Raw genomic sequence first — 24,821 nt, 5'->3', positions numbered from 1 at the left:
AGCCCGTCACGATCGCCGCGCTTCGATCACGATCGCCTGGATCTTGCCTTCGATCGGTCCGGACCCATGGCGCGTTCGGATCGCCTCGGCAACGATGTCGGTCGCAGCCTGAAGCTTGCTGGCATCGCGTGCCTCGATCTCGCTGCGCAGCGGCGTGCCCTGGCAGAGCGCGATCGCGACGTGCTCCGGCGACGGCGCCCGGCTTATTTCAGTTCGCGTTTCGATCGATATGTCACGAAAACCTGCGTGTTCGAGGTCGGTTCTGATGACGGCCTTGTCGTGATAGCCGTGCGGCGTCCGGGCCATGAAACGGGGCGGGTCGTCGGGGAACAATTTTTCGAGCGCGACCGTTGCTTCATGCGTCCGCACATTGTCCTCGATGCGATCCCAGACGTTGAACACGAACGTGCCGTCGTCCTTCAGGACGCGCTTCACCTCCCCGTAAGCCTTGACGCGGTCCGGAAAGAACATGGCGCCGAACTGGCAGCAGACCACGTCGAAGGCGGCATCCTCGAAGGGCAGGGCCGCTGCGTCGGCCTGGCGCCACGAGATGCGATCGTCATCTGCCTGACGCTGTGCCGCGACGGCGAGCATCGGCTCGTTGAGGTCGGTCGCGACATAACGGACGCCGGGCGGCAGCGCCGCCGCCACCGCGCGCGTCACTGCGCCGGTGCCTGCCGCGATCTCGAGCAGCACGGAGGGAGACAGGGCCGCGACACGTCTTGCGATGTCGTCGGCGTAGACGGCGAAGATCATCGGCACCAGATATTCGTCGTAGAGCTTTGGGATCGAGCCGGCGAAAACCTTGTCAGTGTTGGACATGCTTGCCTCGCTGAAGGTTCGGACACGAGGCTCATATTACCACGGATTGCCGTCTACCGCGCCAGCAGCGCGGTGAACCCGGCCGGTTCCTGGATCGCCTTGCGGGCCTCTGGCGTCATCGGCTCGCACCGACCTCACGGATCGGCCGCGTGCCGTCCCAGTTGGCCGCGGCCTGCCGGACCTTCTCGAAGAACGGCCCCTTGGTGCCGCTGATGTCGGAGATCTCGATCACCGTGCCCGGATGGGCCTGCGTGTCGAAATAGGCAAAGCGCCCTTTGTCGCCGCCGATCTGGCCCTCATGGCCGATCCTGTAGCCGAGCTCGAGCGCCCTGTCGTAGAGCGCCTGGTAGTCGTGGCTCCAGTAGGACATGTGCTGGAGGCCTTCGTGGCCGGACTCGAGGAATTCCCGGTACAGCGAGGGCGCGTCGTTGCGCTGCTGGATCAGCTCGATCTGGAGATCGCCGGAATTCGCCAGCGCGATGCTCATCTCGACGGCTGAGTTTTCGCCGCGATGGCGAAACCAGTCGGTCTTGACGCGGTCCATGTAGTACCAGGGGCCGACGCCCATCACCTCGATCCAGTGCTTCATCGCGCCGTGGATGTCCCGCACCACATATCCGTTCTGGCGCACCGCGCCGAAGATGCGGCTCATGTCGGCGCTCCCCTTGTCACTTGGCTCACTTGACCTCGGTTCACTTCACTTCAATGCCCGCGTCCTTGGCAACCTGCTTCCAGGCCGCGATGTCGCGGGCATTGATGTCGCGCTGCTCGTCGCCCGGCACGAATTGCGGCGTGATGCCGAGCCCCAGCAGCTTCCCTTTCACTCGGCATCGGCGAGCGCGTCCTTCAATGCCGCCGACAGCTTTTTCGCAATCGGTTCGGCGAGGCCCGCAGGCGCATACATCGCCCAGGACAGGCTGCGGTCGAACGGTACGCCCTGTTCCTTGTAGCTTGCGACATCCGGCAGGCTCGGCGAACGCTCGCCGCAGGCGGCCAGCGCCTTGATCGAGCCGTCCTTCACCAGCGGCGTCGCGGTCGCCATGTCCAATGTCGCCAGCGAGATGTGGCCGCCGAGCAAATCGCCAGCCAGTTTAGCGATGCCGTTGAACGGCACGTGGTCCATCTTGATTCCGGTCTGCTGCATCAGGATTTCCGCGCAGAATTGTCCGGTCGAGCCCACGCCCCAGCTTCCGTACTGGATCGGTTCGCCCTTCTTGGCCAGCGCAATCAGGCCCTTGATGTCGTTGGCCGCAAAATCCTTGGTCGCGACCAGCATGATCGAGGACGTGCCGATGCGCCCGATCGTGGTGAAATCCTTGATCGAATCGTAGGGCAGTTTCGGATAGATCGCCGGCGCGAGCACATGTGTGGTCATGCCGCCGACGGTGATGGTGTAGCCGTCATTCGCCGATGCCGCGACCATCTGCGTGCCGAGCGTGCCGGCAGCCCCGGTGTGGTTCTCGATATAGACGCTCTGTCCGAGCGTCTTGCCCATTTTGTCGCCCAGCAGCCGCCCGATCACATCGCCGCCGCCACCCGCCGCATAAGGCAGCAGCATCCTGATCTTGTGCGTGGGATAGGCGGCCGGATCCTCGGCGCGCGCGGGCAGCGCTGCCGAGAGCAATGCGAGCAACGACAGTGTGATAATGCGCAGCTTCATGGTGTCTTTCCCCCTCAATCCTCGAACCGAAACCGGAATGCCTCGCCGTGCCGGATCACGCGCCCGCCTGTCGGCGCCGGAAAATGGCCGGTGAGCAGATAGCTCGGCGTGTCCGCGAGCTCGTCGAGCAGCGCCAGCCGTGTCGCGATCGCAGCATTCGGATCGACATCGGCCGCATTCGACAGCCAGGGCGCGGCACACTGGATCGGATGATGGATGACGTCGCCCGACATCACCGCGTGATCGTGGCCGCCATTGAGATGGATCTGCATGTTGCCGGTGGTGTGGCCCGGCGCCGGCGCGAAGCGCAAGGCGGCATCGCGATCGTCAAACAGGCGATGATCGGTCTCGACGAATTCGGCAAGGCCCGCCGCGACCACCGGCAGCACCGAATCCTCGAACGAGCCGTGGTTCACCGGGCTGTTTGGCGCGGCATTGTGCGCGGCCTCGAAGTGGCGATATTCGGCGCGCCCCATCAGATAGCGTGCCTGGGGGAAAGTCGGTACCCAGCGGCCGTCGAGGAGGCGTGTGTTCCAGCCGACGTGATCGACATGCAGATGCGTGCACATTACGAAGTCGACCTGTTCGGGCCTGACGCCGAGCGCCTGCATGTTCTCGAGATAAGGCTGGTCGAGGTTGTTCCACGCCGGGACGCGCGGCCGCTGCTTGTGATTTCCGCAGCAGGTGTCGACGATGGCGGTCCAGCGCGGCGTGCGAACCAAATATGAATGGTGGCTGAGGATGAAGCGGCCGGTCTCCGGCTCGATATAGCGGTGATCGAGCCAGCTTCGGTTCGCCTCGATCACCTCGTCGGTGACGTTGGCGAACAGCCAGGCCTTGTCGAACGCGAGCGCTGCGATCTCGCTGACGAGATCGATCCGCATGCTGCCGATGCGCACCTGCCGCATCGCTCAGTTCTTCAGAAGATCGCCGAACGGCATCCAACGCGTGCCGTCGAAGCGGATCAGCTGGAGGCTGGTCATGGGCGTGAAGCGTTCGGGCGAATTGCTGACCGCGGTGCCGTTGATCAGCATCGGCAGGCGCACGTCCTTCATGGTCGTTGCCTGCTTCATCACGTTGGCGCGGGTGAGGTCGTTGCCGGCGGCCTTGAGCACGGTCACCAGCGTTTGCGCGATGGTGTAGCCATAGACGTTGAGCCAGTCGCTCTTGTTGGCCTCGGGCAGGTACTTGTCCATAAAGGCGACCCACTCCTTGAGGCCGGCATCGTCCTTCAGTGCCGGGTCGGTCGCGTCCTTCAGATACTGGCTGGAGATGACGCCGGTGGAATTGTCCTTGCCGGCCGGCTCGAGCACGCCGCTGATCGAGGCCGAGACGTTGGAGATGATGGTGACGGGCTTCCAGCCGATCTCGCCGATCTTGCGGATCGCCTGCGCCGCAAACTTCGGCGTTGCCGCCACCAGCACCACGTCCGCGCCTGCGGTCTTCAACTGGAGGATCTGGGTGTCCACGGTCGGCGCCGAGGTTTCATAAGCCGCGCGCGCGACGATCGCCTCGCCGTTGCCGAGCCCTTCCTCCAGCGCCTTCAGATAATCCTTGCCGAGGTCGTCGTTCTGGTAGAGCACGCCGATTTTCGCATTGGAATGGCTCGCCTTGATGTATCTGGCGTAGGCGATCGCCTCGTCGCGATAGGTCGGCTGCCAGCCGACGGTCCACGGGAAATTCTTCGGATCGTCCCATTTCGCCGCACCGGATCCCAGGAAGAGCTGCGGCACCTTGCGGTCGTTGAGATATTTGTGCACGGCGCTGTTGGTCGGCGTGCCGACACCGCCGAAGATCAGCAGCACGTCCTCGCTCTCGACCAGCCGCCGCGTCTGCTCCACCGTCTTCGGCGGGCTGTAGGCATCGTCCGCGATGATCATCTGGATCCGACGCCCGTTGACGCCGCCGTCGTCGTTCACCTTGCGGAAATAGGCCTCGGCGGATTTCGCGATCTGCGCGAAGGCCGACACCGGGCCGCTCAGCGGCGCGGTGGTGCCGATCTTGATGATCTTGTCGTCGGCGCCGGGATCGTATTTGCTTTGGGCCTGAGCGGTGCTTGCGGCGAGCATCGGCAACAGGATGCAGGCCGCGCGAAGGCGGGCGAAGCGCGCCATGACGTCGTCTCCCCAAAGTTTGCTCTCCGCTTCTCTGAGGCGCGGAGTTGAAACGAACGATCGTTCGTACGGTTGACTAACGAACGATCGTTCGTTAGTCAAGTCGCATGGCTGTCCACACCACCAGCGCGGCGGAAGCGGCTGCGCCCACGACCCGCGAGCGCATCCTCGCCGAGGCGCTCGATCTGTTCGCGCAGAGCGGCTACGGCGGCGCCTCGATGCGAGAGCTCGCGCGTCGCGTCGGCATCCGCGAGAGCAGCCTCTACAATCACTTCGCCGGCAAGGCCGCGATCCTGGAGGCGATCGTTGCCGAGCACGGTCCGGCCAGCTCGGCGAGCCGGCTCGAAGAGCCGCGCTACAAGCAGCTTGCGCGCCAGCCCGCCGCGTTCTGCCGGCAGTTTGCGTTGGACCTCGTCGAACAATGGTCCGATCCGCGCGAGCACCAGTTCCAGAAAGTCATCACCGCCGAGCGCAATCGCGTGCCCGGCATCCGCGCCAAATTCGCCGATCATTTCTATGCGCGCGAGCAGAGCATGATGACGGATTATTTCCGCGGCTTTGCGCTCGCCGGTCTGGTCTCGACGCCGGATCCGCGCGAGACCGCGCGGCTGTTCGCGGCCGGGCTGATCTACATCCGTCTCGAGCATTACGTGATGGGCGCGGCACCGTCGCCGCGGCCGAAGGTGATCGAGGCGATCGACCGCTACCTCGCGTTCTTCCTGTCGCTGATCGCGGCGGATGGCGGGACAAACGACAACAAGAAACGAAAAGCCAAGGGAGAGAATCGTGGCAAGGCTGCCCCTGATTGATCCGGAGACGACCAGCGGCGACATCCGCGCCTCGTTCGACCGCATGCCGGTCAAGCTGAATATTTTCCGCATGATGGCTCATGCCGAGGCCAACATGATCCCGGCGATGCGGCTCGGCAATTCGATCCTGCACAAGCAGAAGCTCAGTGCAGTCAATCGCGAGCTCCTGATCCTGCAGGCAGCCCAGCTCGAAGGCGGCGCCTATGAATGGCGCCAGCACGTGCCGATCGCGCTCGGAATCGGCTGCACGCAAGCACAGGTCGATGCGGTCGAGCGCGCCGACTACGATGCCGCCGGCTTGAACGAGGCCGAGCGCGCCCTGCTGAAATTCGGCCGCGAAGTGGTCGAGAACGTCCGCGTTCCCGAGGCGATCTTCGCCGCCATGCGCGAGTATTTCAGCGACCAGGAGATCGTCGAATCCATCGTCGCGCTCGGCTTCTACATGATGATGGCGCGTCTCACCGAGGCGACCGAGACCGATCTCGATCCGGCAGCTGGCATGAAGGTCTATGACGGCGGCAAGAAATAAGGCGGCGCGCATGTCCGAAAATTCCGAGACCAGGCCAGACCGCTATGTCCGCCCGCCGAGCGCGGAATCGCTGGGCGAAGCGCCGGGCAGGGGACGTCTCGAGGGCCGCCGCATCCTGATCGTCGGCGGTGGCCAGCGCGTGTTCGACGCCGCCACCGATCCGATCGGCAACGGCCGCGCCATGAGCATTCTTTGCGCGCGCGAGGGCGCGAAGGTCGCGGTCGCCGACCGCAACCGAACCTCGGCCGAACAAACGGTCAAGCGTATCACCGACGAAGGCGGCGAGGGCTTTGCCATCGCGGCCGATGTCACCTCTGAATCCGACGTTCAGCGCATGATCGAAGAGGCGCATCGCGCCATGGGCGGTCTCGACGGCATGGTCCTCAACATCGGCACCTTCGGCAAGGTCGGGCTCGACGCCCTCAGCCCCGAGGAGTGGAATGGGATCTACGACGTCAACGTTCGCGGTCCGATGCTGTGTTGCCGCGCGGCCCTGCCGAAATTCGACAACGGCGGATCGATCGTCTTCATCTCCTCCATCGCCGCGCTGAAGGCCGGCTCGCAGATGGCGGTGTATGATTCCTCGAAAGCCGCGCTCGGCGGCCTCATGCGCAACATCGCCCATCTCGGATCGCGCCGCGGCATCCGCGCCAACCTGGTCTATCCCGGCCTCGTCGACACCCCGAACGGCCGCGAGGCCGGCGCCGGCCGACCCAACCGCGGCAAGGGCCACGTTCCCTTCGGCCGCCAGGCCACCGCCTGGGAAATCGCTTATGCCGTGCTGTTCTTCCTCTCGGACGAGAGCGTCTACGTCACCGCGCAGACGCTCGCGGTCGATAGCGGCCTGAGCGGGATGTGATAGGACGCCTCGCGCCTATGGCCGGGGGCCGCGCGCTCGGCAGATCAAATGGTCCAGCGAGACCCAGCCCGGCCCATAGGCCATGATGCCGAGCGCCATCGCCGCCCAGGTGATGTGGATGGGCCAGCCGTCAGGCACGGTCAGCTCGACGATGACGGTCATGAACAGCAGTCCGAGCGCCGCAAACCGCGTGCCGAAGCCGAGCAGGAGGAGGATCGGGAACATGATTTCTCCGCATCCCGAGAGGAAGGCCATCACGGTCGGCGCCGGATAATGATAGGGCCCGCCCGGCAGATGCAGCATGAACTCCTCGCTGAACAAGGTCACCGCGGTGTCGTTGAGCCTGAGGAAGCCTGCCCATTTGAGCATGCCGGAACGCCAGAACGGCACCGCCAGCGCGATGCGGAGCGCAAGCTGAACGACCGACGGCGAGGCGATGGTCTGCACCAGATGATTGGCCTTGTCGACGAGGAGCCCGAGCGCGGGGAGGCCGCCACCCGCCTGCATGCGTTGGTCCGTGATCATCAGACATCTCCGAAAGCAATTGAGGTGAAGGCGCCCGCCTCGATCAGGCCGGTGATGTTCGAAGCGAGGTCGAAGTCGGCTGCTGCGTCCAGCGCGCGTGCAGCGGCCTCGCCGAGCGGCCGACCCGACATCAGGCTGCTCGCGAATGCCGCTCCGCCGGGCGGCAGGTGCCGGACCACGACATCGAATTCGGCGCGCGTGACCAACGCGTCCTCGGGCGACGCAGCATCGATGCGCCCGACCGGCGACGTATCGCGGTTGGCCGCGAATATCGTCACCGCCGCGAATTGCGACCGCACGATCCCCGCTGCCGGGTGCGGTATGAGAACGAGATCGCCCAGCCGCTCAGGCGCAACTGCGGCAAGCTGCGCCGGCGACACCGGTACGGCGTCGGCGGCATGATAGGCATCGAGCCAGGCCCGCTCGATGCGGGCGACATCTGCAAGCCATGGCATCATCTGCGCATGTTCATATTGCGCGATGAAGGCCGGGAAGTCGCGGCCGTAGTCGAACAGCAGCGGTGAGATCGGTGGCGTCTGGCGAACATGGAAGCGCGCCATGGCGCGGAAGAAGTCGATCCCGGTGATGCGCTGCACCGCCGGATAGATCGCAGCGAGCGCGTCGATCAGGCTGACCGTGACATTGTTGCGGTAGACATCGTAGCGCTTGCCGGGTGCCTTGCCGTTCGGACCGGTCACGATTTCAGGCGCAAGGCGCACCGGGTCCAGCAGCGCCGGTGCGAAGGCTGCGGCAAAGCCAAGGTCAGGCTCAGGCGGCATGACGATCTCCCGTCAACCCGACCGGGCGGCAACGATCGAGGATCGCCTGCGCGGCGGCGGCTTCCGCCTGCAGGACCGGCCAATCCGGGATCTTGCTGTCCCACTCGATCAGCGTCGGCACGCCGCCGCGGCGCCGGACGACGATCTCGTACAGCTTCCACACGGCGTCCGCGACCGGGCCGTCATGGCTGTCGATCAGCAGCAGGTCGCCTTCGTCATCGGCCTGCTCGGCATGGCCGGCAAGATGGATCTCCCCGACGCGGGCCAGCGGAAAGTCCGCGAGGTAGTCGAGCGCCGAGAAGCCGTGATTGGTCGCTGATACGAATACATTGTTGATATCGAGCAGCAGCCCGCAGCCGGTCCGCTCGGCGACAGTGCGGATGAAATCGGTCTCGCTCATCGACGATTCGCGAAAGGCGATATAGGTCGACGGGTTTTCCAGCAGCAGCGGGCGGCGGATCGCGTCCTGCACCTGATCGATGTGATCGCACACATTTCGGAGCGTTGCTGCGGTGTAGGGCAGCGGCAACAGATCGTTGAAGAAGCTGGTCTCATGCGTCGACCAGGCGAGATGCTCGGATACCAGCGCAGGCTGGTAGCGCGCCACCAGCCCGCGAAAGCGGGCCAGATGCGCCTTGTCGAGCGGCTGTGGTCCGCCGATCGACATGCACACGCCATGCAGCGACAGTGGATGGTCGCGGCGGATCGCTTCCAGCGCGCGATGCGGCGGTCCGCCTGCGCCCATGTAGTTCTCGGCGTGGACCTCGAAGAAGCCGCGCCGCTGGTTCGCGCCCAGGATCGCCTGAAGGTGTTCGGGCTTGAAGCTCGTCCCGGCGACGCCGCCGATGGGCGCGGAATAGCGGAGGGGCACCGCAGACATGTCAGGCGCGATTGCCGTCGTCATGGTTTCTCTCCGCTCTTCCCTGTTGTCGTGCTCGTGTCGCAGCGCGTCAGACCGGCTTGAGCGAGCCCTTCTTGCCGCCCGGCAGCTCGATGCTGGTGCAGGTGCCGCCCTGGACGAATTTCCATGCATTGCCCTGGAAGTCGGTGGTCGAGGTGCCCTGGCAGGTCGTGCCCGGTCCGGCGGCGCAATCGTTCTGGCCCTTCAGCGCGACGCCGAAGCATTTTTCCTTTTTGGCCGCGATGGCCGCGTCGCCCTCGGCCTTGGTCAGCGGAGCAGCAGCGGCCAGGGTCGCAAGTGCGGTCGACATGGCGCCGGCGAGAACGAGCGTGGTCACGGCAAGTTTGGCAGACATTGAAGATTCTCCTGTTCGAGATGGCATCGCCTGGCAGGCGAAGAGCGCCTTGTTCGGTTCGCCTCGCACCCAGCTCGTGTTACCGATCGAGCAGGTCACGAGTTTGTGAGGCCGTTGGATGGGCGCACGGGCTGTGCGCTTGGACCGGATTAGCGGGTGACGGGCGGGTCAATCCAATGCCTAGTCTCTATCGAGACCTTAGCCGGAGAGCATTGGCGGCGGCACGCGGTGCCTGTCACAGGTAACGAATGCACGCGTGCCACGTAGAACGGTAACAGGAGGTGGCCAGTCGCCGCTTTGCCGGAGAACGGAAACAGCGATGAATGTTGATCCCGGACGGCACCTGCGCGCGATCGCGAAGCTGACGGTCAGCATCCGCCTCGCCGTCTCGGCACTGGTCCTGACCGCGATCCTTTTGACCGCGGCCCTCTCCAGCCTGTTGTGGTGGCGCACGGCGGAAGCGGCTAGCCGGCAGCTCGCATCGACCATCAACGAGCAGATCGTGGCCGCTGTCCGCAAAGAGGTCGCCGCGATCGTGGACGAGGCGCGTGCCGCCCATACCGCGATCCGAACCCTGTTCCTGCAGAACGTGCTCGACACCCGCGAGGCCGACAAGCGCGAATTCGTGTTCCTGTCGCAATTGCAGTCGCAGGCGACGATCTCCTGGGTCGCCTTCGGCTGGCCCGATGGCTCCTTCTTCGCCGCGCACAAGCTCGGCGACCGCCGGCTGGAGATGATGGAGATCTCCCTGACCGATCACGCCGGCCAGCGCCGCATCGACGAATACGAGGTGGTGCCCGGCGACATCGAATTCGCCAATCGCCGTTTCGAGCCGACCGATTTTCGCGTCGCCGATCGCGCTTGGTTCAAGACCGGGCTCGACGCGCAGGAGCCCCAATGGTTCAGGGTTGTGGACCATCCGACCGGAGAGCGGCCTTCGATCGCCTTTGCCGGTCCGATCGACGTCTACCAGGAGCGGCAGGGCGTCCTCGCCATCGTCATCGAGTACACCAGGCTCGCGCGCTTCCTGTCGCAGCTCGAGGTCGGGCGCACCGGAACGGCTTTCATCATCGACGGCAGTGGCGAGCTGATCGCGGCGCCCGACAAGGACGCCGACGAGCTGCACGTTGCGAAGGGCGATACGACGCTGTTGCCGCTGGCGCGGATGGCGCTCGTGAAGGCGGGCGAGGATGGTCGCAAGGACGCCTGGCGAAGCCGGTTGACATCGGCTGGCGCGGCTTACGAAGTGGCGCTCACGCCGCTGCCGTTTCCCGGCTGGTCGCTGGCGACCGTGATCCCCGAGGCCGAGTTCCTCGGCCCGGTCGAGACGACGTTGCGCCGCCTGATCCTCGGCCTTGCCATCGGCGCCGTGCTCGCGGCATTGGCCTCGGCGATGCTGGCGCGTTCCGTCATCGCGGCGCCGCTGTCGCGCGTCGTCGGCGAGCTCCGCCATGTCGAAGCCTTCGCGCTGGAGCAGGTCCGCCGCCATCCATCGCGGCTCAAGGAGATCGCGAGCCTGTCGGGCGCGATCGCCGAGATGGCGGCGGGCCTGTCGGCGTTTCGCAAATTCATCCCGGCCGATCTGGTCCGCTCGCTGTTGCGCCAGGGCGTCGAGGCAAAACCCGGTGGCAGCATGCAGGAGCTCAGCGTGATGTTCGTCGACATCGCCGGCTTCACCGGGCTGTCCGAGCGGCTCGGCGATCGCGTGGTGCCGTTGTTGTCGCGCTATCTCGACCTCGCCTCCGAGGCCGTCGTCGCCAATGGCGGCACCATCGACAAATTCATCGGCGACGCCGTGATGGCGTTCTGGGGCGCCCCGCAGCCACAGGCCGACCACGCGCTGCGCTGCTGCCGTGCGGCGCTCGGCTGTTGCAGGGCCATCGCGGCGTCGGGCCTTGCCGACGATCTCGGCCAGCCGCTCCAGATCCGGATCGGCATCAATTCCGGCCGCATGCTGGTCGGTAATATCGGCTCGGAATTGCGTCTGAACTACACCGTGATCGGCGATGCCGTGAACGTCGCGAGCCGCCTCGAGGGCGCCAACAAATCCTACGGCACGCAAATCCTCATTGGCGAAGCGACCGAACGTCTCGCACGCGGCGCCATCGTCACGCGCGAGATCGATAGCATCGCCGTGTATGGACGCGAGGAGGGTTTTGCAGTCTATGAATTGATCGGACTTGCCGGGGAGGGCGGCGGCGACCAGGCAGCCTGCTGGATCGGGCGCTACGAGCAGGGGCTCGCCAGCTATCGCGCTCGCCGGTTTGCGGCTGCACTCGCCGATTTCGAAGCCGTGCTGAACATGCGTGGCCCGGATCGCCCGGCCGAACTGATGCGCGACCGCTGCCGGCAGTTGGTTGAGAGCGCGCCTGATGTTGCGTGGCGCCCGGTCGCGGCACTGACGACGAAGTAGTCGCGAAAGATTGGCGCGCTGACGGGAAGCGAGCTGGCGACGATCCTGTCTGCATGATACGCAACTGACACCACCCGTCCTCTTGCGCTCCCGGACCACCTCAAGACATGAAAACCACACTGCTGAAATCCGAAGACTACGCTCGCTCGCCCTGGAAGAACGGCGGCGGCATCTTCACCGATATCGCGGATGCCCATCGCGCTGATTCCAGCGTGAAGGATTGGGACAGCCTGCTGTGGCGTTTCGCGGCGACCCCGATCGTGGCGCCCGGCCCGTTCTCCCATATGCCCGGCATCGACCGGTTGCAGATGGTGGTCGGCGGCCGCGGGCTGGTGCTGAAGTCGCCCACCCAGGAATTCGACGAGCGCGAGCCGTTCACCACGGTGCGCTTCACTGGCGAGCACGCGATCGTCACCGAGCTCGAGGAAGGGCCAGTCGAGGTCGTGAATTTGATGGGCCGGCGCGGTGCGGTCGCGCTAGAACTCGAAGCGCTCAGGGAGCCCGGTGAGCGGCGATTATCCGCCGGCACGCATCTGGTCTATGCGGCGCGCGGCGACTGCGGCATCCGTCTTGACGGCACGGATTTTTCGATTTCGCACGAAAACACGTTGAAGGTCGAACTGACGGGGGCATCGACGCTTGCGCTCGTCTCGGGGCTGGCCGTGCTGGGCTCTATTCAAATCGTCGGCTGAACGGCGTTCCCGCCCATCAGAGCGATGCGTACAATCCGTGCAACTGGCTAGGTTGACGCCGTCGCGCCGGAGCACGATATCTGCCCTGATGCAGCCGCCGCCCAAAGCACGATGCGGGCGGCCACGATATGAACGGGCAGATATGATCCTAGAGAAGAAATCCGCCACGCTGTCCGATGGCGTCGTCGACTGGCTGATCAACGGCACGCGCGACCAGCGCTTCATCGACGTTATCTTTGCCGAGATGTGCATCCGGCTTCAGCAGGCCGGTATTCCGCTGGCGCGGTCGACGCTACACGTGCTGATCCAGCACCCGCAATGGCTTGGCGCCCGCTTCATGTGGTCCGACGGCATGCGCGAGGCGGAGATTGCGCGGGTCGACTATGACGTCCGCGAGCGGTCCGAGTTCATCGGTAGTCCCGCCAGCGAAATGTTCGAAGGCGCAACCGAGTTGCGCGAGAATCTCGAAGGCGACCCCGCGCTCGGCCGCAAGCACACGCTTTATCGGGAGATGCGCGCGCAGGGCCTGACCGACTATGTGGCCTGGCCGCTCTACCATACGCTCGGCAAGCGCCATCTCGTCACCTTCGCGACCGACCGGCCCGGCGGTTTCGACGACGCGCATATCGCCGCCCTCAAGAACATATTGCCGGTGCTGTCGCTGGTCAGCGAGATCCGCATCAAGAACCGATTGGCGCGGACGCTCCTTGAGACCTATGTCGGCTCCCACGCCGGCGAGCTCATCCTGGCCGGCGCCACGCGACGCGGCACCGGCACGACGGTGCGCGCCGCGATCATGATCTGCGATCTGCGCGAATTCACCAAGATTTCGGACAACTGGCCGCGAGACGACGTCATCGATCTGCTCAACGATTATTTCGACGCGATGTCGGAGCCGATCGCCCGGCATGGCGGCGAGATCCTGAAATTCATCGGTGACGGCCTGCTCGCCATCTTCCCGCTGAGCGAGCCCAATGCCGGTGCAAACCTGCTGCACGCCGTGACCGAAGCCCGGCAGGCCATGATCGCGTTGAACGCGCGCAACGACGGCACCGGCCGCGCGCCGCTGAACTACGGCATCGGCGTCCATGTCGGCGACGTCATGTACGGCAATATCGGATCGTCCACCCGGCTCGACTTCACCGTGATCGGTCCCGCCGTCAACATGGCCTCGCGCCTCGAAGCCCTGACCAAGCAATTGGGAAAGACGGTGCTGCTGTCACGCGAATTCGCCGATCTCGTTGGCAGCCAGTTCGATCTGGAGCGCGTCGGAGAGCACGCGGTGCGCGGCTTCAGCGAGCCGATCGAGCTGTTTGCGTATCAGGGCTGAGGCAAGGAAACATCACTGTTTCGATCCGGTCCAGCTTCCGACACATCCATCGGATCGCCGGAACGTACCGGAGCCGCTGCGGCCTGAAAATCGGCCGGACATGGTCCAGGTCAGGCTTCCGGCGGCACCGACCCCGGATGTGGAGCCGTTCGGACTGACTTGAGCGGTGCCGTACTGTCCGACCAGCTGGCCGCCGGTGATGACCACCGTATCGGTGGAGGTGCCGCAGGACGCGCCGACACTGGTCAGGACCCATGCTCCGTCGAGATTGCCGCCTCCGCCGCTCTTTTGCGGCGCGCGGCGCGGCTCGTCGTCCGCGGGCTTGCTGCGTCGTGCCGGCTTCGAAGGCTCGGCCGCCCGCGGCGTCTCGCGCGAACCGGACAGCGATTTTTCGTCGTTGCCGATGCTGCCGCCGGCGCTCCCCGACTGCGCACGCGCCATGCCGGGCACGGCGATGATTGCGAGCGCGGCTGACAACAGGGCGGCTTCACAAAAAGCGCGAAAATGATTTTGCATATTGCACTGGTTTCAAATGAACAGGTCTTGACGGCGGATCGTATTGCCAATGCGCGAGTGTGTCACTACGCTTGGCCCTGGGTCGCCCAAACGTTGCTTCGATCGGCCGCATGTTCATGCCAAAATTCCTCCGCATCGGAATCCATCAGTCGAACGTATCGGGTTACACGTCGAAGGCGTGGTGTGTCCGGCGCGTCGGCACGGCGATCCTCCTGAAGTGGGGCGCCGTGGAGGTCCAGGGCGCCGGTGACGGACGAAAGGTCTATTGGACGCGTCTGCCGCAGGAGAAGACAATTCGCTGTGGCAGCGCGCAGCGTGCCCAGGATTACGCAAAGGCCGCGATCGCGCGGCGCCGCAACCATCGTTATGAACCGCTGGCCGGCGCGATCGTGCTCCGGCGCCGGCCGGCCGCAGGCAACACCGAGCTCAAGCGAGCGCTCGCCACGATCCTGATCGTCGATATCGTCGGCTCCACCGCAAAAGCGGCAAAGCTCGGCGATGTCCGCTGGACCAAAATCATGGGGCATTATTACGCGGCGGTCCGCAAGGAGCTGAAGAGTTCGCGCGGCAAGGAAGTCACGACGACTGGCGACGGCGTGCTGGCGACATTCAAGACGCCGGCTGCCGCAATCAATTGCGCGACCGCGCTCCAGAAGGCCGTGCGTACGCTCGGTCTCGAGATCAGGGTCGGCCTGCATGCCGGCGAATACACCGTGAGCGGCACCGAGGCGGTCGGCCTCGCCTTCCACATCGGCACCCGCGTCGCCGCAAAGGCGCGCGCCGGCGAAGTCTTGGTCTCCAGCGCAGTCAAGGAGCTGCTGGCGTCGCAGTCCGAAATCCGCTTCAGGGACCACGGCGTGCACCAGCTCAAGGGCGTGCCGGAACGATGGCGGCTGTGGCGGGTGGAGGGCTGAGGCGATTGGGCGGGCCGCATCCACGCCCTCATCTCATCTGGACGACGATTTTCCCCTTAGCTCGTCCCCTTTCGAGATACGCCAGCGCCTCTTTCGCTTGTTCGAACGGAAAGACCTTGTCGATCACCGGCCGGATACGCTCCGCCTTGAGAAGCTCGCCGATCTCGGCGAGTTGGCTGCCGTCCGGGTGCACGAACACGAACGAATAGTCCGCGCCGATTTTGCCGGCCTGGCGAATAATCTTGCGGCTCAGCAATCCGAACAGCAGCACCATGAAGACATTCATGCCCCGGGCGCGCGCGAACGCGGCGTCCGGCGGCCCGACCAGCGAAGCAATCCTGCTCCCCCGCTTCAGGATCCGAAGCGATGTCTCGAGCGCGTCGCCCCTGAGCGTACCCAGCACCGCGTCGTAGTCCCGCAGCACCGCCTCGAATTGCTGGGTCTTGTAGTCGACCACCTCGTCAGCCCCGAGGCTGCGCACCAGATCGATATTGCCGGTGCTGGTCGTCGTCCCCACTTTTGCTCCGAGATATTTCGCGAGCTGGATCGCGAACGTGCCGATCCCGCCGGCGCCCGCGGGAATGAACACCTTCTGGCCGGGCCTCAGAAGGACGCGCTGCTTGAGCGCTTGCCACGATGTCAGGCCGACCATCGGAATCGAGGCCGCCTGCACGAAGTCCAGGTTCGGCGGCTTGAGTGCGGCGGCATCCTCCGGCACGATCGCGAATTCTGCGAGAGCGCCGGTGCCGAGATCGAAGATGCTGGCAAAGACGGCGTCCCCCGGCTTGAAGCGGGTCACGCGGCTTCCGACCTCGACGACGACGCCCGCCAGGTCGCTGCCCAGCGTGGCCGGCAGCTGAAACTTGAGGATCGGCTTGAACGTCCCTTTCGGAATCATGTTGTCGATTGGGTTCAAGCCCGCGGCGTGAACCTGGACCAGGATTTCGTTCGGCTTCGGCGTCGGCCGGGGGATGTCGGCCAACGCGATCTGGTCCGGCTTGCCGTAGCGCTTGAAGACGAGTGCTTTCATTTTTCCTCTCGGTCCGGAGGTTCTTCGCGACGGCAAGCTTGCGCCCCTCAGAAAGCCCGCGCCATGCGGGCGGGCTGCGACGCCGCCACCGCATCGAGCCGCAAATCCTTTCGGATCCCGGCATCCACCAGGGCTGCGGGCGCAAACCTGCGTAGCAATCGCAGGCGCTTCGCAAGGCTGCCGGCCGCGTATTTGAGCTGCGGGCGCGCCGCGCTCGCGGCCTTCAACACGGTCTCGGCCACCACGCCGGGCTGTTCGGCCGTCGCCATCACCTCGTTCACCCGCTTGGTCACGCCGGCGCGCGCCTCGCGATATTCGTCGAGCGTGGCGTCGGGCTCCATGAAGTTCGCGTCGAACGGCGTCTTGGTGTAGGCGGGCTCGACCACCGAGACCCGGATGCCCCGCGTGCGCAGTTCATGGTCGAGCGATTCCGAATAGCCTGCCACCGCGTGCTTGGTCGCGGCATAGAGCGCGCCATAGGGCATCGGCAGAAAGCCAAGCACCGAGCCGATATTGATGATGCGGCCATTCCCCTGGCGCCGCATGTGCGGCACGACGGCGCGCGTCATCCGGATCAGGCCGAAGAAGTTCGTCTCGAAAATCGCGCGCGCCTGCTCCATCGAGCTCTCTTCCGCGCCGGCAGGGGCAACGCCGAAGCCGGCGTTGTTGACGAGCAGGTCGATGCGGCCCTCGCGCCGGATCACTTCGCCGACGGCGGCTTCCACCGATGCATCGCTGGTGACGTCGAGGGCCAACATCTCGAACGCCTGCTTGCCGGCCTGCGCGCCCCGCCTGCTGGTGCCGAACACCTTGTAGCCGGCATTTGCGAGCCGCTCCGCCGTGGCCTGACCGATGCCTGAGGAGGCGCCGGTCACCAGCGCGATCTTCGGTTTAATCCTGTTCATAGTGCCTCTCCGACGCCACTACCGGGCCTGAAATCGTTTGATTACGATCGTAACTATTGATATAGATGACGATCGTAATTATAAAAGTCAAGCCCCGTGCCCAAATCCCTTGTCCAAGGATCGGTCCCATGCGCGTCTCAAAGGAACAGGCTGCCAAAAATCGCGAGCATATTCTCGAGACCGCCTCCCAGCTGCTGCGGGAGCGCGGCATCGCCGGCGTCGGTGTCGACGCGCTCGCCGAGGCGGCCGGGATGACGCACGGCAGCCTGTACAGCCAGTTCGGCTCCAAGGAGCGTCTGGTCGAGGAAGCGGTCGCCCATGCGATCAAGGCCAAAGGCCAGGAATTGCCCGAGGCCTTCGCGCTCGAGGACTATGTTTCGCAGTATCTCTCCCCGGGGCATCGCGACGATGCCGCCGCCGGCTGTCCCTTCGCTGCGCTCGCCTGTGAGGTGTCACGTCAAGGCAGCGGCTTGAGGCAGCGCTTCACCGCCGGCGTGCGCGGCGTGATCGGCTTGCTGAGCAGCCGGATGGCCTCCACGCTGAAGCCACGCCAGCGCGAGGACAAGGCGCTCGCCGCGGCCGCCTCCATGGTTGGCGCCCTCGTGCTCGCCCGCGCCGTGGACGATCCCAAGCTGTCGGACGATATTCTTCGCGCGACGAGGAATTCGCTGGCGGAGTGAGGCGCGTCTCGGCGGGGCGCCGAACCTCAGGAACAAAATTTCGGTGACGACGTTCGATGTCGCGGACAGCCAAAGCCGATGGCTGCCGATCTTCGACATCGACATACGTTTCGAACGCGCATGGATGACTACAGCGATCTGGTGCTCGGCATGTTGGCCGTGGCGGTCGCTGCCCTCCTATTGGTGGCGGGCGAGCTCTATCTCGTGACGCGGCCGGAGCCGCCGCAAACTCAGCCGCCAGCCCCACCGGTCGTAACATCCTCGGCCGAAACCATTTTCTGTCATGTCGATTTTGGAGCGTAAGCAGACAAATTCGAAGAGGTGGGCAATGGGAAGCACTGTAACTGTTCCGATGCTGTCGCCTGAGGGCGGCTTGACACATTACCTGGCGGAAATTCGAAAGTTTCCGATGCTGCGGCCCGACCAGGAAATGGCCTACGCGAAGCGATGGCGCGAGCACGGCGACCGTGAGGCAGCCTATCATCTGGTTACAAGCCATCTGCGGCTCGTTGCCAGGATCGCGATGGGATATCGCGGCTATGGCCTGCCGGTTGCGGACATCATTTCCGAAGGAAACGTCGGCCTGATGCACGCCGTCAAGCGCTTCGAGCCGGAGCGGGGCTTTCGGCTTGCGACCTACGCGATGTGGTGGATCAAGGCGTCGATCCAGGAATACATCCTGCGGTCCTGGTCGCTGGTCAAGATTGCCAACAGCGGGGCGCAGAAGAAGCTGTTCTTCAAGCTTCGCCGGACCAAGGCGGAAATCTCCGCCCTGGAGGATGGTGATCTCCGCCCCGAGCACGCCAGCCGGATCGCGCGGCGGCTCGGCGTGCAGGAGAACGACGTGATCGAGATGAACCGGCGCCTCGGCGGCGACCTGTCGCTCAATGCTTTGGTGCGCGATGCCGACGGCGGCGAAGTCCAGGACTGGCTCGTCGACCCCGCGTCCAGTCCTGAAGCCGAATACGCCGAGCGGGAAGAAACCAGACGGAGGCGTGAAGCCCTTGCCGGCGCGCTGGACCTCCTCAAGCCGCGCGAGCGCGACATTCTCGAGGCGCGCTGGCTCTCCGAGCCGCCGCTGAGGCTCGAGCAGCTCGCGGCACGATACGGCGTTTCACGCGAGCGGGTGCGGCAGATCGAAATGCGCGCGTTCGAAAAGGTTCGGGCCGCCATCGGGGGGCGCTTGGCAACCGGCTCTTGAAACCAAATCGCCGCCTCCTAATTCTTTTGGCAACCGCATGCGAGTGCGGTGCCGGACGCCAAAGCAGGGTCCGGCGAGGCCATCGGGGCTCGCCCCGGTGATGCTCTTAATCCATGTTGCTCACAGGAGGATGTGGTTATGAGAAACGACGATATGTCTCCCCTCTGGCGTTCGATCATTGGTTTCGACCGCCGTTCCGCCGCGTCGCATCGCGAACGATGCTGCCGGCAACGCCGACCCGAAATCGTGCAAAAGCAGGCGGCCTGACGAGCTGATCGTCCGGGCTTTGCAGCGCGTGCGTGGCCCTCGCCGCGCGCCGAGCTGCGCCAATCGACCATCAAGACAGGAGATAAGGAGAAACGACAATGGCACTGCGCGATCTGATTCCGTGGAACAACGGCTCACGCAACATGGCCGTTCAGCGCGGCGAACCCGGCAATCCGCTGCTTGCGCTTCATCGCGAGATGAACCGGCTGTTCGACGACGCCTTCCGCAGCTTCGATCTCAGTCCGTTCGGCTCCTCGACCGCAATGGGCTGGCCGAACGTCGAACTCGACGAGAGCGACAAGGAGGTCAAGGTTGTCGCCGAGCTTCCCGGTCTCGAGCAGAAGGACGTCAACGTCGAGCTTGCAAATGGCGTGCTGACGATCAGCGGCGAGAAGAAGAGCGAAACGAAAGACAAGGAACGTCTCTTCAGCGAGCGTTACTATGGCCGTTTCGAGCGGCGCATTCCGGTCGATGACGTCGACCAGGACAAGGTCGCCGCTTCCTTCAACAACGGCGTTCTCACCGTCACCCTGCCGAAGTCACCGGCGGCACAACAGAAGGTGAAGCGCATCGCGATCAACGGCAAGTAGGCGTGGAGTGTAAGCATGAAGCGGGCGGGAGCCGCCGCTCCCGCCCGCGTCCTGCCGGCGGCCGCATTCGCGTCCGTCGGCTCGCTGCAAAGTTTTCCGGAACGCCCGGAAACTTCAATTCCGGTCTGGCGTTTTGCGGTCGGTTTCCAAGTTCTGGGAGTCGCACATGAAGAAACTTGCTTTGGTCCTCACGATGATCTCGGCCCTGTTTGTGGCGGCGGCCTCGCCGGCGGAAGCCCATGGCTGGCGCGGCGGCTGGCACGGCCATTGGGGAGGCCCCGGTATCGGCTTCGGTCTTGTTGCCGGTGCGCTTACGGCTGGTCTGGCGGCCAACGCCTTTTATGGCCCGCGCTACTATGGTCCGCCCTACGGCTACTATGGGCCGCGCTTCGTGCGGCGGGCCTATTATGTGCCTTACGCCTACGCTCCACCGCCCTATTGGGATCCCTGGTGGTGACGAGACAAGGCCCGGACCATCGTCCGGGCCTTTTGCGTGAGCGCAATCGGTCAATCGTTCGCGGCGCGCCTATTTGCGGTTCGCTCCCGTGGAGCCGGAACCTGGCATAGCCTGCTGGCCGCCTTGTGTTTGCCTGGTGTCGTTGTCGCCTGGCCGCGTCGTCGACGACTTCGCCGGTGCGTTCGCGCCGCCGCCATTGTTGTCCGATGAGGTGTTGAGGCTCGAGGCGCCCGCTCCCGTCGTGCCGCCGGTGCCTGAGGAGTCGATGCTCGACCCGGTCCTGGACGCACCCGCGCCGCCTTGCGCGAAGGCGGAAGGGGAGAATGCGAGAGCCGCAACGAGCCCCGCGAGAACCAGCTTTTTCATGTCCGCTCCTTTGCTTGACGTCGTCACATGCCGTGCCGAGGCAAAGATTTGGGGACGCACCTGTTCCTGCGCGGGAGCGGAAATGCCGCACCACCGACGATTAAGTCATCCCGAGCTCATCGCGCGCGGGGCGATCCGTTGCTGCGCTTGCGGCGACAGCTCGTAGCGATCGCCGGCCTTCACCAGCCAGCCCTCCTCGATCATGCGTCGCGTCATGCCCGCGCTGCACAGCGGGTGGCTGCCGCCGGGATGAAACAGCGCGCCCTCGCGTTCGATCAGGTAGCCGTAGAGCCGCGCCTGTCGAAGCGGGTTTTGCATCCCTGGTGTGGGCGCCTCCATGGTCTCTCGCGCAGTCCTCCAAGACGGCCCTGAAATGCCGGGCTGAGATGCCGGGCCGATCTCCGTTAGGCGGCCCCGGCTGTGGCCCGGGGGCCGGGCTTCGAGCCGAGGCCGCCATTGCCGGAATCGCAAGGACCCGGCGCGGCCCAATACGCAACGCCCCCAGGTCGTTCCTACAAAGCCGTTGCTATCTGCGGGTTGCTGCCGGCAAGGCAAAGTGCCTAGGCCGACCAACGATCCTGCTCTTCCTGGTGGGCATGCTCGTTCAGCCGTTCGGCGATCTGATCCGCGATCTTCTCCGTCTCGGCCGAGGCGACCGGCTCGCCCTTGTGTGTCTTAAGCTTGTCCTTGTCGGCTTCGATGGGAAAGTCGTCGGGCTTCAGTCCGGGATCCCTGGTCATGGCGCGCCTCATTGTGTCTCGCATCCGGAAAACACGGATGCGGGCCGTTCGTTGCTGGAACAATGAAGCTGCGATCCAAAGCCACAGCCTGGCGCAAGCGCCGCGTCCTGCGCTTTGCTCAGGCCCCGCCGACAGCTCGGATCACGGTCCCGCTCCCGCCGCACGTGGCGCAGGGAGCGCCGTCGATCCGCCCCTTGCCATGGCAATCGGGGCATACATCTTCGCCCGTGCCCGTCGTTCCGGGCGGGGCTTCATCCCCGGGGTTGAGCGCCGCCGAACCCGTCGGCGATGTCCCGGTTTTTGCGCCTTGCGCGTCGGTCTTGATCATCTGCACCTCCCTGAAAAGACCGCAACGCGCCTTGCCGCAGGAAGTGCCAATCGAGGATGTCAGGTGCGGTGCTCTCGAGAAGCACTTTGCCGGCGGCGTCCGCGCGAATTAGCGCGGCCGGAAAGTCATCACCTCATCATCACCGCACGCCCGTGCCCTTGCAGCGCTGGCACTTCACCACCTTGTCGCCCTTCTTGAGCAGGCCTTTGCCTTCGCAGTTCTTGCATTTCTGCTTCTTCTTGATGTTCGGGCCTTTTTCACTGGTCATGGATGGCTCCTGCCGCGGGAGAGCGGTCTTGTGCGGTCGTTCAGCGGATCAGCTGAGTGGTGCCAATAATCCCTACACTGATGCCGGCTTCGGCACCACCAGCACCGGCACGCTGCCATCCACCAGGACCTCGGATGTCTGGCTGCCCAAAAACAGCTTCCTGAGGCCGCGTCGTCCATGAGAGGCCATCACGATCAGGTCGTATCCGCCAAGCTTGGCTGTTTCAATGATCGCAGTCGCCGGGTGCGCATTCGGAACGTGCAAGAATTCTGCAGGCGCGCCGATCTGCTCCGTCATGGCGCGCGCTTGATCGAGCACCTTGCCCGCGCGGACCTTGCAGGCCGCGTCATAGCTATCGATCTCGTCCCGCGTCGGAATCCATCCCGAGTCATGTCCGCCCCCATAGTCGATCGGCAGTGCTTCCGTCACGGTGATGATCGTCAGCCTGGCGTTCAAGGCCTTCGCCAGGGCAATGCCATGCTCAACGCCCTTCGTCGCGACGTCCGATCCGTCCGTGCTCAAGAGAATGTTGGCGTACACGCGGTGGCTCCCTTGCTCGTCGAACAAAGTGATGCCTGGGTAATATGGGCCGGTATGCGGCATGGGTCTATGTGCGTTTTCGACGATGGTCTCGCCGTCACAGCTTCAAAAAGGCAGCCGCGCACGAGGTGAGCACGTCTCATCGTGGTGCGTAGATTTTCATTCACGTCTGCAATAAAGGATTGCGGTGACAGTGCACTTAATTCAAAGTCTTCGTACCCGCAAAAGGGGCGGGCTCACTGAGTGCGCAATCACCATATCGATGCCGCAGGGATAGCAGGCGGCGAGATTGGTATGCCATCCGGCTCAGCCGCCGAAGCTGCATGTGTGGGCCGAGAGCAAATGTCGCTGCAATGGACAACGCCCGAGATTTCGTGAGAGCGGCACGGTCGCCCTCCAGCTCTCATTTGACGCTCGAGAAAACATCCGCTGCGTAGACGACCTTGCCGCCCACGACCGTCAGCAGAGACGCCGTGGCGCCGATTTGCTCGACGGGGACGGACATGAAATCCCGATCAAGAATCGCGAAGTCGGCGAGCTTGCCGGGCTCTAACGTGCCGCGTCGCGTCTCGTCGAAGCAGAACCACGCGCTTCCCACGGTGTAGAGGCGCAAGGCATCTTCGCGGCTGGGTGTTTCGTCCGGGCCGCGCGTTGAGTGTCCGCCGACGGTCTTGCCGTCGAGCATCCATTGCAGCGCCGCGAACGGATTGTAGGATGCGACCCGATGCGCATCCGTGCCGGCCCCGACATGGACCCCAATGCGCAACGCCGTGACGATGGGTGGCATGCTGCGCGCGGCTTCGCCGACCTGCGCCACGATACGGTCGCCTCCGAGATACATCGCGTCCTGCATGGTCCAGCCGACACCGAGGGCTTTCATGCGCGCCAGTGTTTCGGGCGAGGTGTTGTCGAGATGGGCGATGGACCAGCGCAAGGGCGCGAGCGGCGTCTCCTTGTTGACCTCGTCATAGAGGTCCAGGAGGTGATGGACGGATTTGTCTTCCTGCCAGTGGATGGTGACTGTCAGCCCTTGCTTGGCCGCCCAGCGAATGATCTCGCGGAACTTGTCCTTGGCGGCCGCGTCGGGCGCATTGTTGTTGTACATGGCGCCGGTGATCCGCTCGCCTAGTCCGTTGAACCGCAGCATGTCGTCGCCGAATCCCATCGGCAGGAACGGCGTGAGAGTCTTGTACTCCTCGAATTCCGCGCCGACATTCTGGGCGAACAGGCTGTAGGCAACCCGAACCGAAAGCGATTTGTCACGCCAGAGCTTTTGCAAGGCGGCGTAATGGCTGGGATAAATGCTGAAGCCGCCGGGATCCACGATCCCGGTCACGCCAAGACGATTGAGCTCCGTGAAGAACTGCCGGGTCCCGGCGACATTCTCTTCGAAATTCGGCCTCGGCAGCCGATCGAACAGCGCGGAGATACTGACAATGGAGCCGTTGAGCCAGCCCGTGGTGTCGCCCGATGCGGCTGTGATACCGGCCGGCAACTGATCCGCGGAAATCCCGAGCGCTTGCTGCGCTTTGGGCGTCATCAGCACCGCCGAATAGAACAGCTGGATGTAAGCCGGATTGTCGGGAACGGCCGACATCACCTCGGCGAGGGTTGGCCGCCGCCTCTCCGCAAATTGCAATTCGCTCCAGCCACCGGCCACGATGATCCAGGACGCCGGCCGCGCTTGTGCCGCCAGGCGCAAGCGTTCCATGGCCTCGGGAATCGTCTTTGCGCCGATCCAGTTGACCTCGGTCGCGTAGGTCAGGCCGGCGCGCACCGCGTGAATATGGGAATCGATCAATCCCGGAATGATCGTGCGTCCACCTGCGTCGACACGGCGCGTCGCGGGCCCGATCAGGCCTTCCATGGCATCGTTGCCGCCAATTGCGACGATCTTGCCGTCGCGAACTGCGAGAGCCTGCGCAATCGTCGATGCGGGATCCAGCGTCACGAGCTTTGCGTTCGTGACAACGAGGTCGGCTTTTTGCGCGTGAGCCAAACTGGCCCAGCACGAGATCACCAAAATCGCCAGAAGCTTTCGCATGTTCAGTCCCGACATGAGAGAGGCCGAAGCGCGCCACACATCCGCCGCCGGATGGGCTCACCTTCCTGGCTTTCGACCGTTTGACGACACTCTTTTTTGCGCGCTTGGCGCTCGCTTTTGAAGGCTTAACGGCGACTGTTTTGGCGCGCTTGGGCCTCTAAGTTTCGCGCGAGAACACCTTGTAGTT

The 24,821-nt window shown here is 64.5% G+C and carries 32 protein-coding genes; 12 read left to right on the top strand and 20 right to left on the bottom strand.

What is annotated here, in order from left to right:
• Positions 1-6: 6 nt before the first annotated feature.
• The 6 genes from ABIC03_RS35990 to ABIC03_RS35965 form a co-directional block, all read right to left on the bottom strand.
• Entirely contained in the window at positions 7-822 is an 816-nt protein-coding gene (locus ABIC03_RS35990) for a class I SAM-dependent methyltransferase (protein WP_354065273.1), read from the bottom strand.
• A 115-nt stretch (positions 823-937) separates the two neighbouring features.
• Entirely contained in the window at positions 938-1,474 is a 537-nt protein-coding gene (locus tag ABIC03_RS35985; protein WP_354065271.1) for a VOC family protein, read from the bottom strand.
• A 40-nt stretch (positions 1,475-1,514) separates the two neighbouring features.
• Positions 1,515-1,646 carry a hypothetical protein gene (locus ABIC03_RS35980; protein ID WP_354065269.1) on the bottom strand — a complete coding sequence of 44 codons (132 nt, stop codon included), beginning with the start codon at positions 1,644-1,646 and terminating at the stop codon, positions 1,515-1,517.
• On the bottom strand, positions 1,643-2,482 hold the full coding sequence (locus ABIC03_RS35975; RefSeq protein ID WP_354065267.1) for a Bug family tripartite tricarboxylate transporter substrate binding protein: 840 nt from the start codon (positions 2,480-2,482) through the stop codon (positions 1,643-1,645). Before ABIC03_RS35975 ends, ABIC03_RS35980 begins: the two co-directional genes overlap by 4 nt.
• 14 nt (positions 2,483-2,496) lie before the next feature.
• Positions 2,497-3,390, bottom strand: a complete 894-nt coding sequence (locus tag ABIC03_RS35970) for an MBL fold metallo-hydrolase (RefSeq protein WP_354065265.1) — start codon at positions 3,388-3,390, stop codon at positions 2,497-2,499.
• A gap of 3 nt (positions 3,391-3,393) precedes the next feature.
• On the bottom strand, positions 3,394-4,596 hold the full coding sequence (locus ABIC03_RS35965) for an ABC transporter substrate-binding protein (RefSeq protein ID WP_354065263.1): 1,203 nt from the start codon (positions 4,594-4,596) through the stop codon (positions 3,394-3,396).
• Positions 4,597-4,703: 107 nt separating this feature from the next.
• On the opposite strand from ABIC03_RS35965, the gene ABIC03_RS35960 reads away from it, so the two are divergent.
• The 3 genes from ABIC03_RS35960 to ABIC03_RS35950 are packed head-to-tail and all read left to right on the top strand — an operon-like array spanning position 4,704 to position 6,793.
• Positions 4,704-5,405, top strand: a complete 702-nt coding sequence (locus ABIC03_RS35960) for a TetR/AcrR family transcriptional regulator (protein WP_354065261.1) — start codon at positions 4,704-4,706, stop codon at positions 5,403-5,405.
• Complete coding sequence (locus ABIC03_RS35955) at positions 5,383-5,934, top strand: carboxymuconolactone decarboxylase family protein (protein WP_354065259.1); 552 nt, start codon at positions 5,383-5,385, stop codon at positions 5,932-5,934. The genes ABIC03_RS35960 and ABIC03_RS35955 overlap by 23 nt, the downstream gene beginning before the upstream one ends.
• A 10-nt stretch (positions 5,935-5,944) precedes the next feature.
• Positions 5,945-6,793, top strand: a complete 849-nt coding sequence (locus ABIC03_RS35950) for an SDR family NAD(P)-dependent oxidoreductase (protein ID WP_354065257.1) — start codon at positions 5,945-5,947, stop codon at positions 6,791-6,793.
• 15 nt (positions 6,794-6,808) lie between these two features.
• On the opposite strand, the gene ABIC03_RS35945 is transcribed toward ABIC03_RS35950, so the two are convergent.
• From ABIC03_RS35945 to ABIC03_RS35930, 4 genes are read right to left on the bottom strand one after another with little or no spacing between them, the layout of a single operon-like run.
• Complete coding sequence (locus ABIC03_RS35945) at positions 6,809-7,318, bottom strand: DoxX family protein (protein WP_354065255.1); 510 nt, start codon at positions 7,316-7,318, stop codon at positions 6,809-6,811.
• A complete protein-coding gene (locus ABIC03_RS35940; RefSeq protein WP_354065253.1) occupies positions 7,318-8,097 on the bottom strand; it encodes an HvfC/BufC N-terminal domain-containing protein in 780 nt (259 codons plus the stop codon). The genes ABIC03_RS35945 and ABIC03_RS35940 overlap by 1 nt, the downstream gene beginning before the upstream one ends.
• Positions 8,087-9,001 carry an MNIO family bufferin maturase gene (gene bufB / locus ABIC03_RS35935; RefSeq protein WP_275172146.1) on the bottom strand — a complete coding sequence of 305 codons (915 nt, stop codon included), beginning with the start codon at positions 8,999-9,001 and terminating at the stop codon, positions 8,087-8,089. Before bufB ends, ABIC03_RS35940 begins: the two co-directional genes overlap by 11 nt.
• Positions 9,002-9,047: 46 nt before the next feature.
• Positions 9,048-9,353 (bottom strand): BufA1 family periplasmic bufferin-type metallophore, encoded by a 306-nt coding sequence (locus tag ABIC03_RS35930; protein ID WP_354065251.1) that lies wholly within the window; start codon positions 9,351-9,353, stop codon positions 9,048-9,050.
• Positions 9,354-9,672: 319 nt separating this feature from the next.
• On the opposite strand from ABIC03_RS35930, the gene ABIC03_RS35925 reads away from it, so the two are divergent.
• From ABIC03_RS35925 to ABIC03_RS35915, 3 genes are all read left to right on the top strand, one after another.
• Positions 9,673-11,766, top strand: a complete 2,094-nt coding sequence (locus tag ABIC03_RS35925; protein WP_354065249.1) for an adenylate/guanylate cyclase domain-containing protein — start codon at positions 9,673-9,675, stop codon at positions 11,764-11,766.
• 107 nt (positions 11,767-11,873) lie between these two features.
• Positions 11,874-12,458: a HutD/Ves family protein gene (locus tag ABIC03_RS35920; protein WP_275172142.1), complete on the top strand. Its 585-nt coding sequence runs from the start codon at positions 11,874-11,876 to the stop codon at positions 12,456-12,458.
• 142 nt (positions 12,459-12,600) lie between these two features.
• Complete coding sequence (locus tag ABIC03_RS35915) at positions 12,601-13,788, top strand: adenylate/guanylate cyclase domain-containing protein (RefSeq protein ID WP_275172140.1); 1,188 nt, start codon at positions 12,601-12,603, stop codon at positions 13,786-13,788.
• 12 nt (positions 13,789-13,800) lie between these two features.
• Here the strand turns inward: ABIC03_RS35915 and ABIC03_RS35910 are convergent, their stop codons facing one another.
• Entirely contained in the window at positions 13,801-14,304 is a 504-nt protein-coding gene (locus ABIC03_RS35910; protein WP_502916977.1) for a hypothetical protein, read from the bottom strand.
• Between the two features lie 116 nt (positions 14,305-14,420).
• Between ABIC03_RS35910 and ABIC03_RS35905 the strand changes: the two genes are divergently transcribed.
• Entirely contained in the window at positions 14,421-15,218 is a 798-nt protein-coding gene (locus ABIC03_RS35905) for an adenylate/guanylate cyclase domain-containing protein (RefSeq protein WP_354065347.1), read from the top strand.
• Between the two features lie 28 nt (positions 15,219-15,246).
• Here ABIC03_RS35905 and ABIC03_RS35900 read toward each other — a convergent pair whose 3' ends face one another.
• Together ABIC03_RS35900 and ABIC03_RS35895 are read right to left on the bottom strand one after the other, a co-directional pair.
• Complete coding sequence (locus ABIC03_RS35900) at positions 15,247-16,248, bottom strand: NADP-dependent oxidoreductase (protein WP_354065244.1); 1,002 nt, start codon at positions 16,246-16,248, stop codon at positions 15,247-15,249.
• Between the two features lie 47 nt (positions 16,249-16,295).
• Entirely contained in the window at positions 16,296-17,153 is an 858-nt protein-coding gene (locus tag ABIC03_RS35895) for an oxidoreductase (RefSeq protein ID WP_354065242.1), read from the bottom strand.
• Positions 17,154-17,281: 128 nt separating this feature from the next.
• On the opposite strand from ABIC03_RS35895, the gene ABIC03_RS35890 reads away from it, so the two are divergent.
• The 5 genes from ABIC03_RS35890 to ABIC03_RS35870 all read left to right on the top strand — a co-directional run bounded on the left by ABIC03_RS35890 (position 17,282) and on the right by ABIC03_RS35870 (position 20,348).
• Positions 17,282-17,833, top strand: coding sequence for a TetR/AcrR family transcriptional regulator (locus tag ABIC03_RS35890; RefSeq protein ID WP_354065240.1), 552 nt, complete (start codon positions 17,282-17,284; stop codon positions 17,831-17,833).
• 120 nt (positions 17,834-17,953) lie between these two features.
• Positions 17,954-18,136, top strand: a complete 183-nt coding sequence (locus ABIC03_RS35885; protein ID WP_354065238.1) for a hypothetical protein — start codon at positions 17,954-17,956, stop codon at positions 18,134-18,136.
• A gap of 25 nt (positions 18,137-18,161) precedes the next feature.
• Positions 18,162-19,034 carry an RNA polymerase sigma factor RpoH gene (gene rpoH, locus ABIC03_RS35880; RefSeq protein ID WP_354065236.1) on the top strand — a complete coding sequence of 291 codons (873 nt, stop codon included), beginning with the start codon at positions 18,162-18,164 and terminating at the stop codon, positions 19,032-19,034.
• 365 nt (positions 19,035-19,399) lie between these two features.
• Positions 19,400-19,891 (top strand): Hsp20/alpha crystallin family protein, encoded by a 492-nt coding sequence (locus ABIC03_RS35875; RefSeq protein ID WP_354065234.1) that lies wholly within the window; start codon positions 19,400-19,402, stop codon positions 19,889-19,891.
• 166 nt (positions 19,892-20,057) lie between these two features.
• Complete coding sequence (locus ABIC03_RS35870; protein ID WP_354065232.1) at positions 20,058-20,348, top strand: hypothetical protein; 291 nt, start codon at positions 20,058-20,060, stop codon at positions 20,346-20,348.
• A 69-nt stretch (positions 20,349-20,417) separates the two neighbouring features.
• On the opposite strand, the gene ABIC03_RS35865 is transcribed toward ABIC03_RS35870, so the two are convergent.
• The 7 genes from ABIC03_RS35865 to ABIC03_RS35835 all read right to left on the bottom strand — a co-directional run bounded on the left by ABIC03_RS35865 (position 20,418) and on the right by ABIC03_RS35835 (position 24,634).
• Positions 20,418-20,714, bottom strand: coding sequence for a hypothetical protein (locus ABIC03_RS35865; protein ID WP_354065230.1), 297 nt, complete (start codon positions 20,712-20,714; stop codon positions 20,418-20,420).
• 105 nt (positions 20,715-20,819) lie between these two features.
• Entirely contained in the window at positions 20,820-21,032 is a 213-nt protein-coding gene (locus ABIC03_RS35860; RefSeq protein WP_354065228.1) for a hypothetical protein, read from the bottom strand.
• Between the two features lie 242 nt (positions 21,033-21,274).
• A complete protein-coding gene (locus ABIC03_RS35855) occupies positions 21,275-21,454 on the bottom strand; it encodes a hypothetical protein (protein ID WP_354065226.1) in 180 nt (59 codons plus the stop codon).
• Positions 21,455-21,572: 118 nt separating this feature from the next.
• A complete protein-coding gene (locus ABIC03_RS35850; protein WP_354065224.1) occupies positions 21,573-21,782 on the bottom strand; it encodes a hypothetical protein in 210 nt (69 codons plus the stop codon).
• A gap of 139 nt (positions 21,783-21,921) precedes the next feature.
• Positions 21,922-22,050, bottom strand: coding sequence for a hypothetical protein (locus tag ABIC03_RS35845; RefSeq protein ID WP_007600646.1), 129 nt, complete (start codon positions 22,048-22,050; stop codon positions 21,922-21,924).
• 72 nt (positions 22,051-22,122) lie between these two features.
• Positions 22,123-22,590 carry a universal stress protein gene (locus tag ABIC03_RS35840; protein ID WP_354065221.1) on the bottom strand — a complete coding sequence of 156 codons (468 nt, stop codon included), beginning with the start codon at positions 22,588-22,590 and terminating at the stop codon, positions 22,123-22,125.
• Positions 22,591-22,993: 403 nt separating this feature from the next.
• On the bottom strand, positions 22,994-24,634 hold the full coding sequence (locus ABIC03_RS35835) for an amidohydrolase (protein ID WP_354065219.1): 1,641 nt from the start codon (positions 24,632-24,634) through the stop codon (positions 22,994-22,996).
• Positions 24,635-24,821 lie beyond the last annotated feature (187 nt).

Origin of the sequence: Bradyrhizobium sp. RT6a, from assembly GCF_040547675.1 — a bacterium.
GTDB lineage: Bacteria > Pseudomonadota > Alphaproteobacteria > Rhizobiales > Xanthobacteraceae > Bradyrhizobium.
Note: the sequence above shows the minus strand (reverse complement) of the source record. Positions and strands in the feature narration are given on the sequence as shown.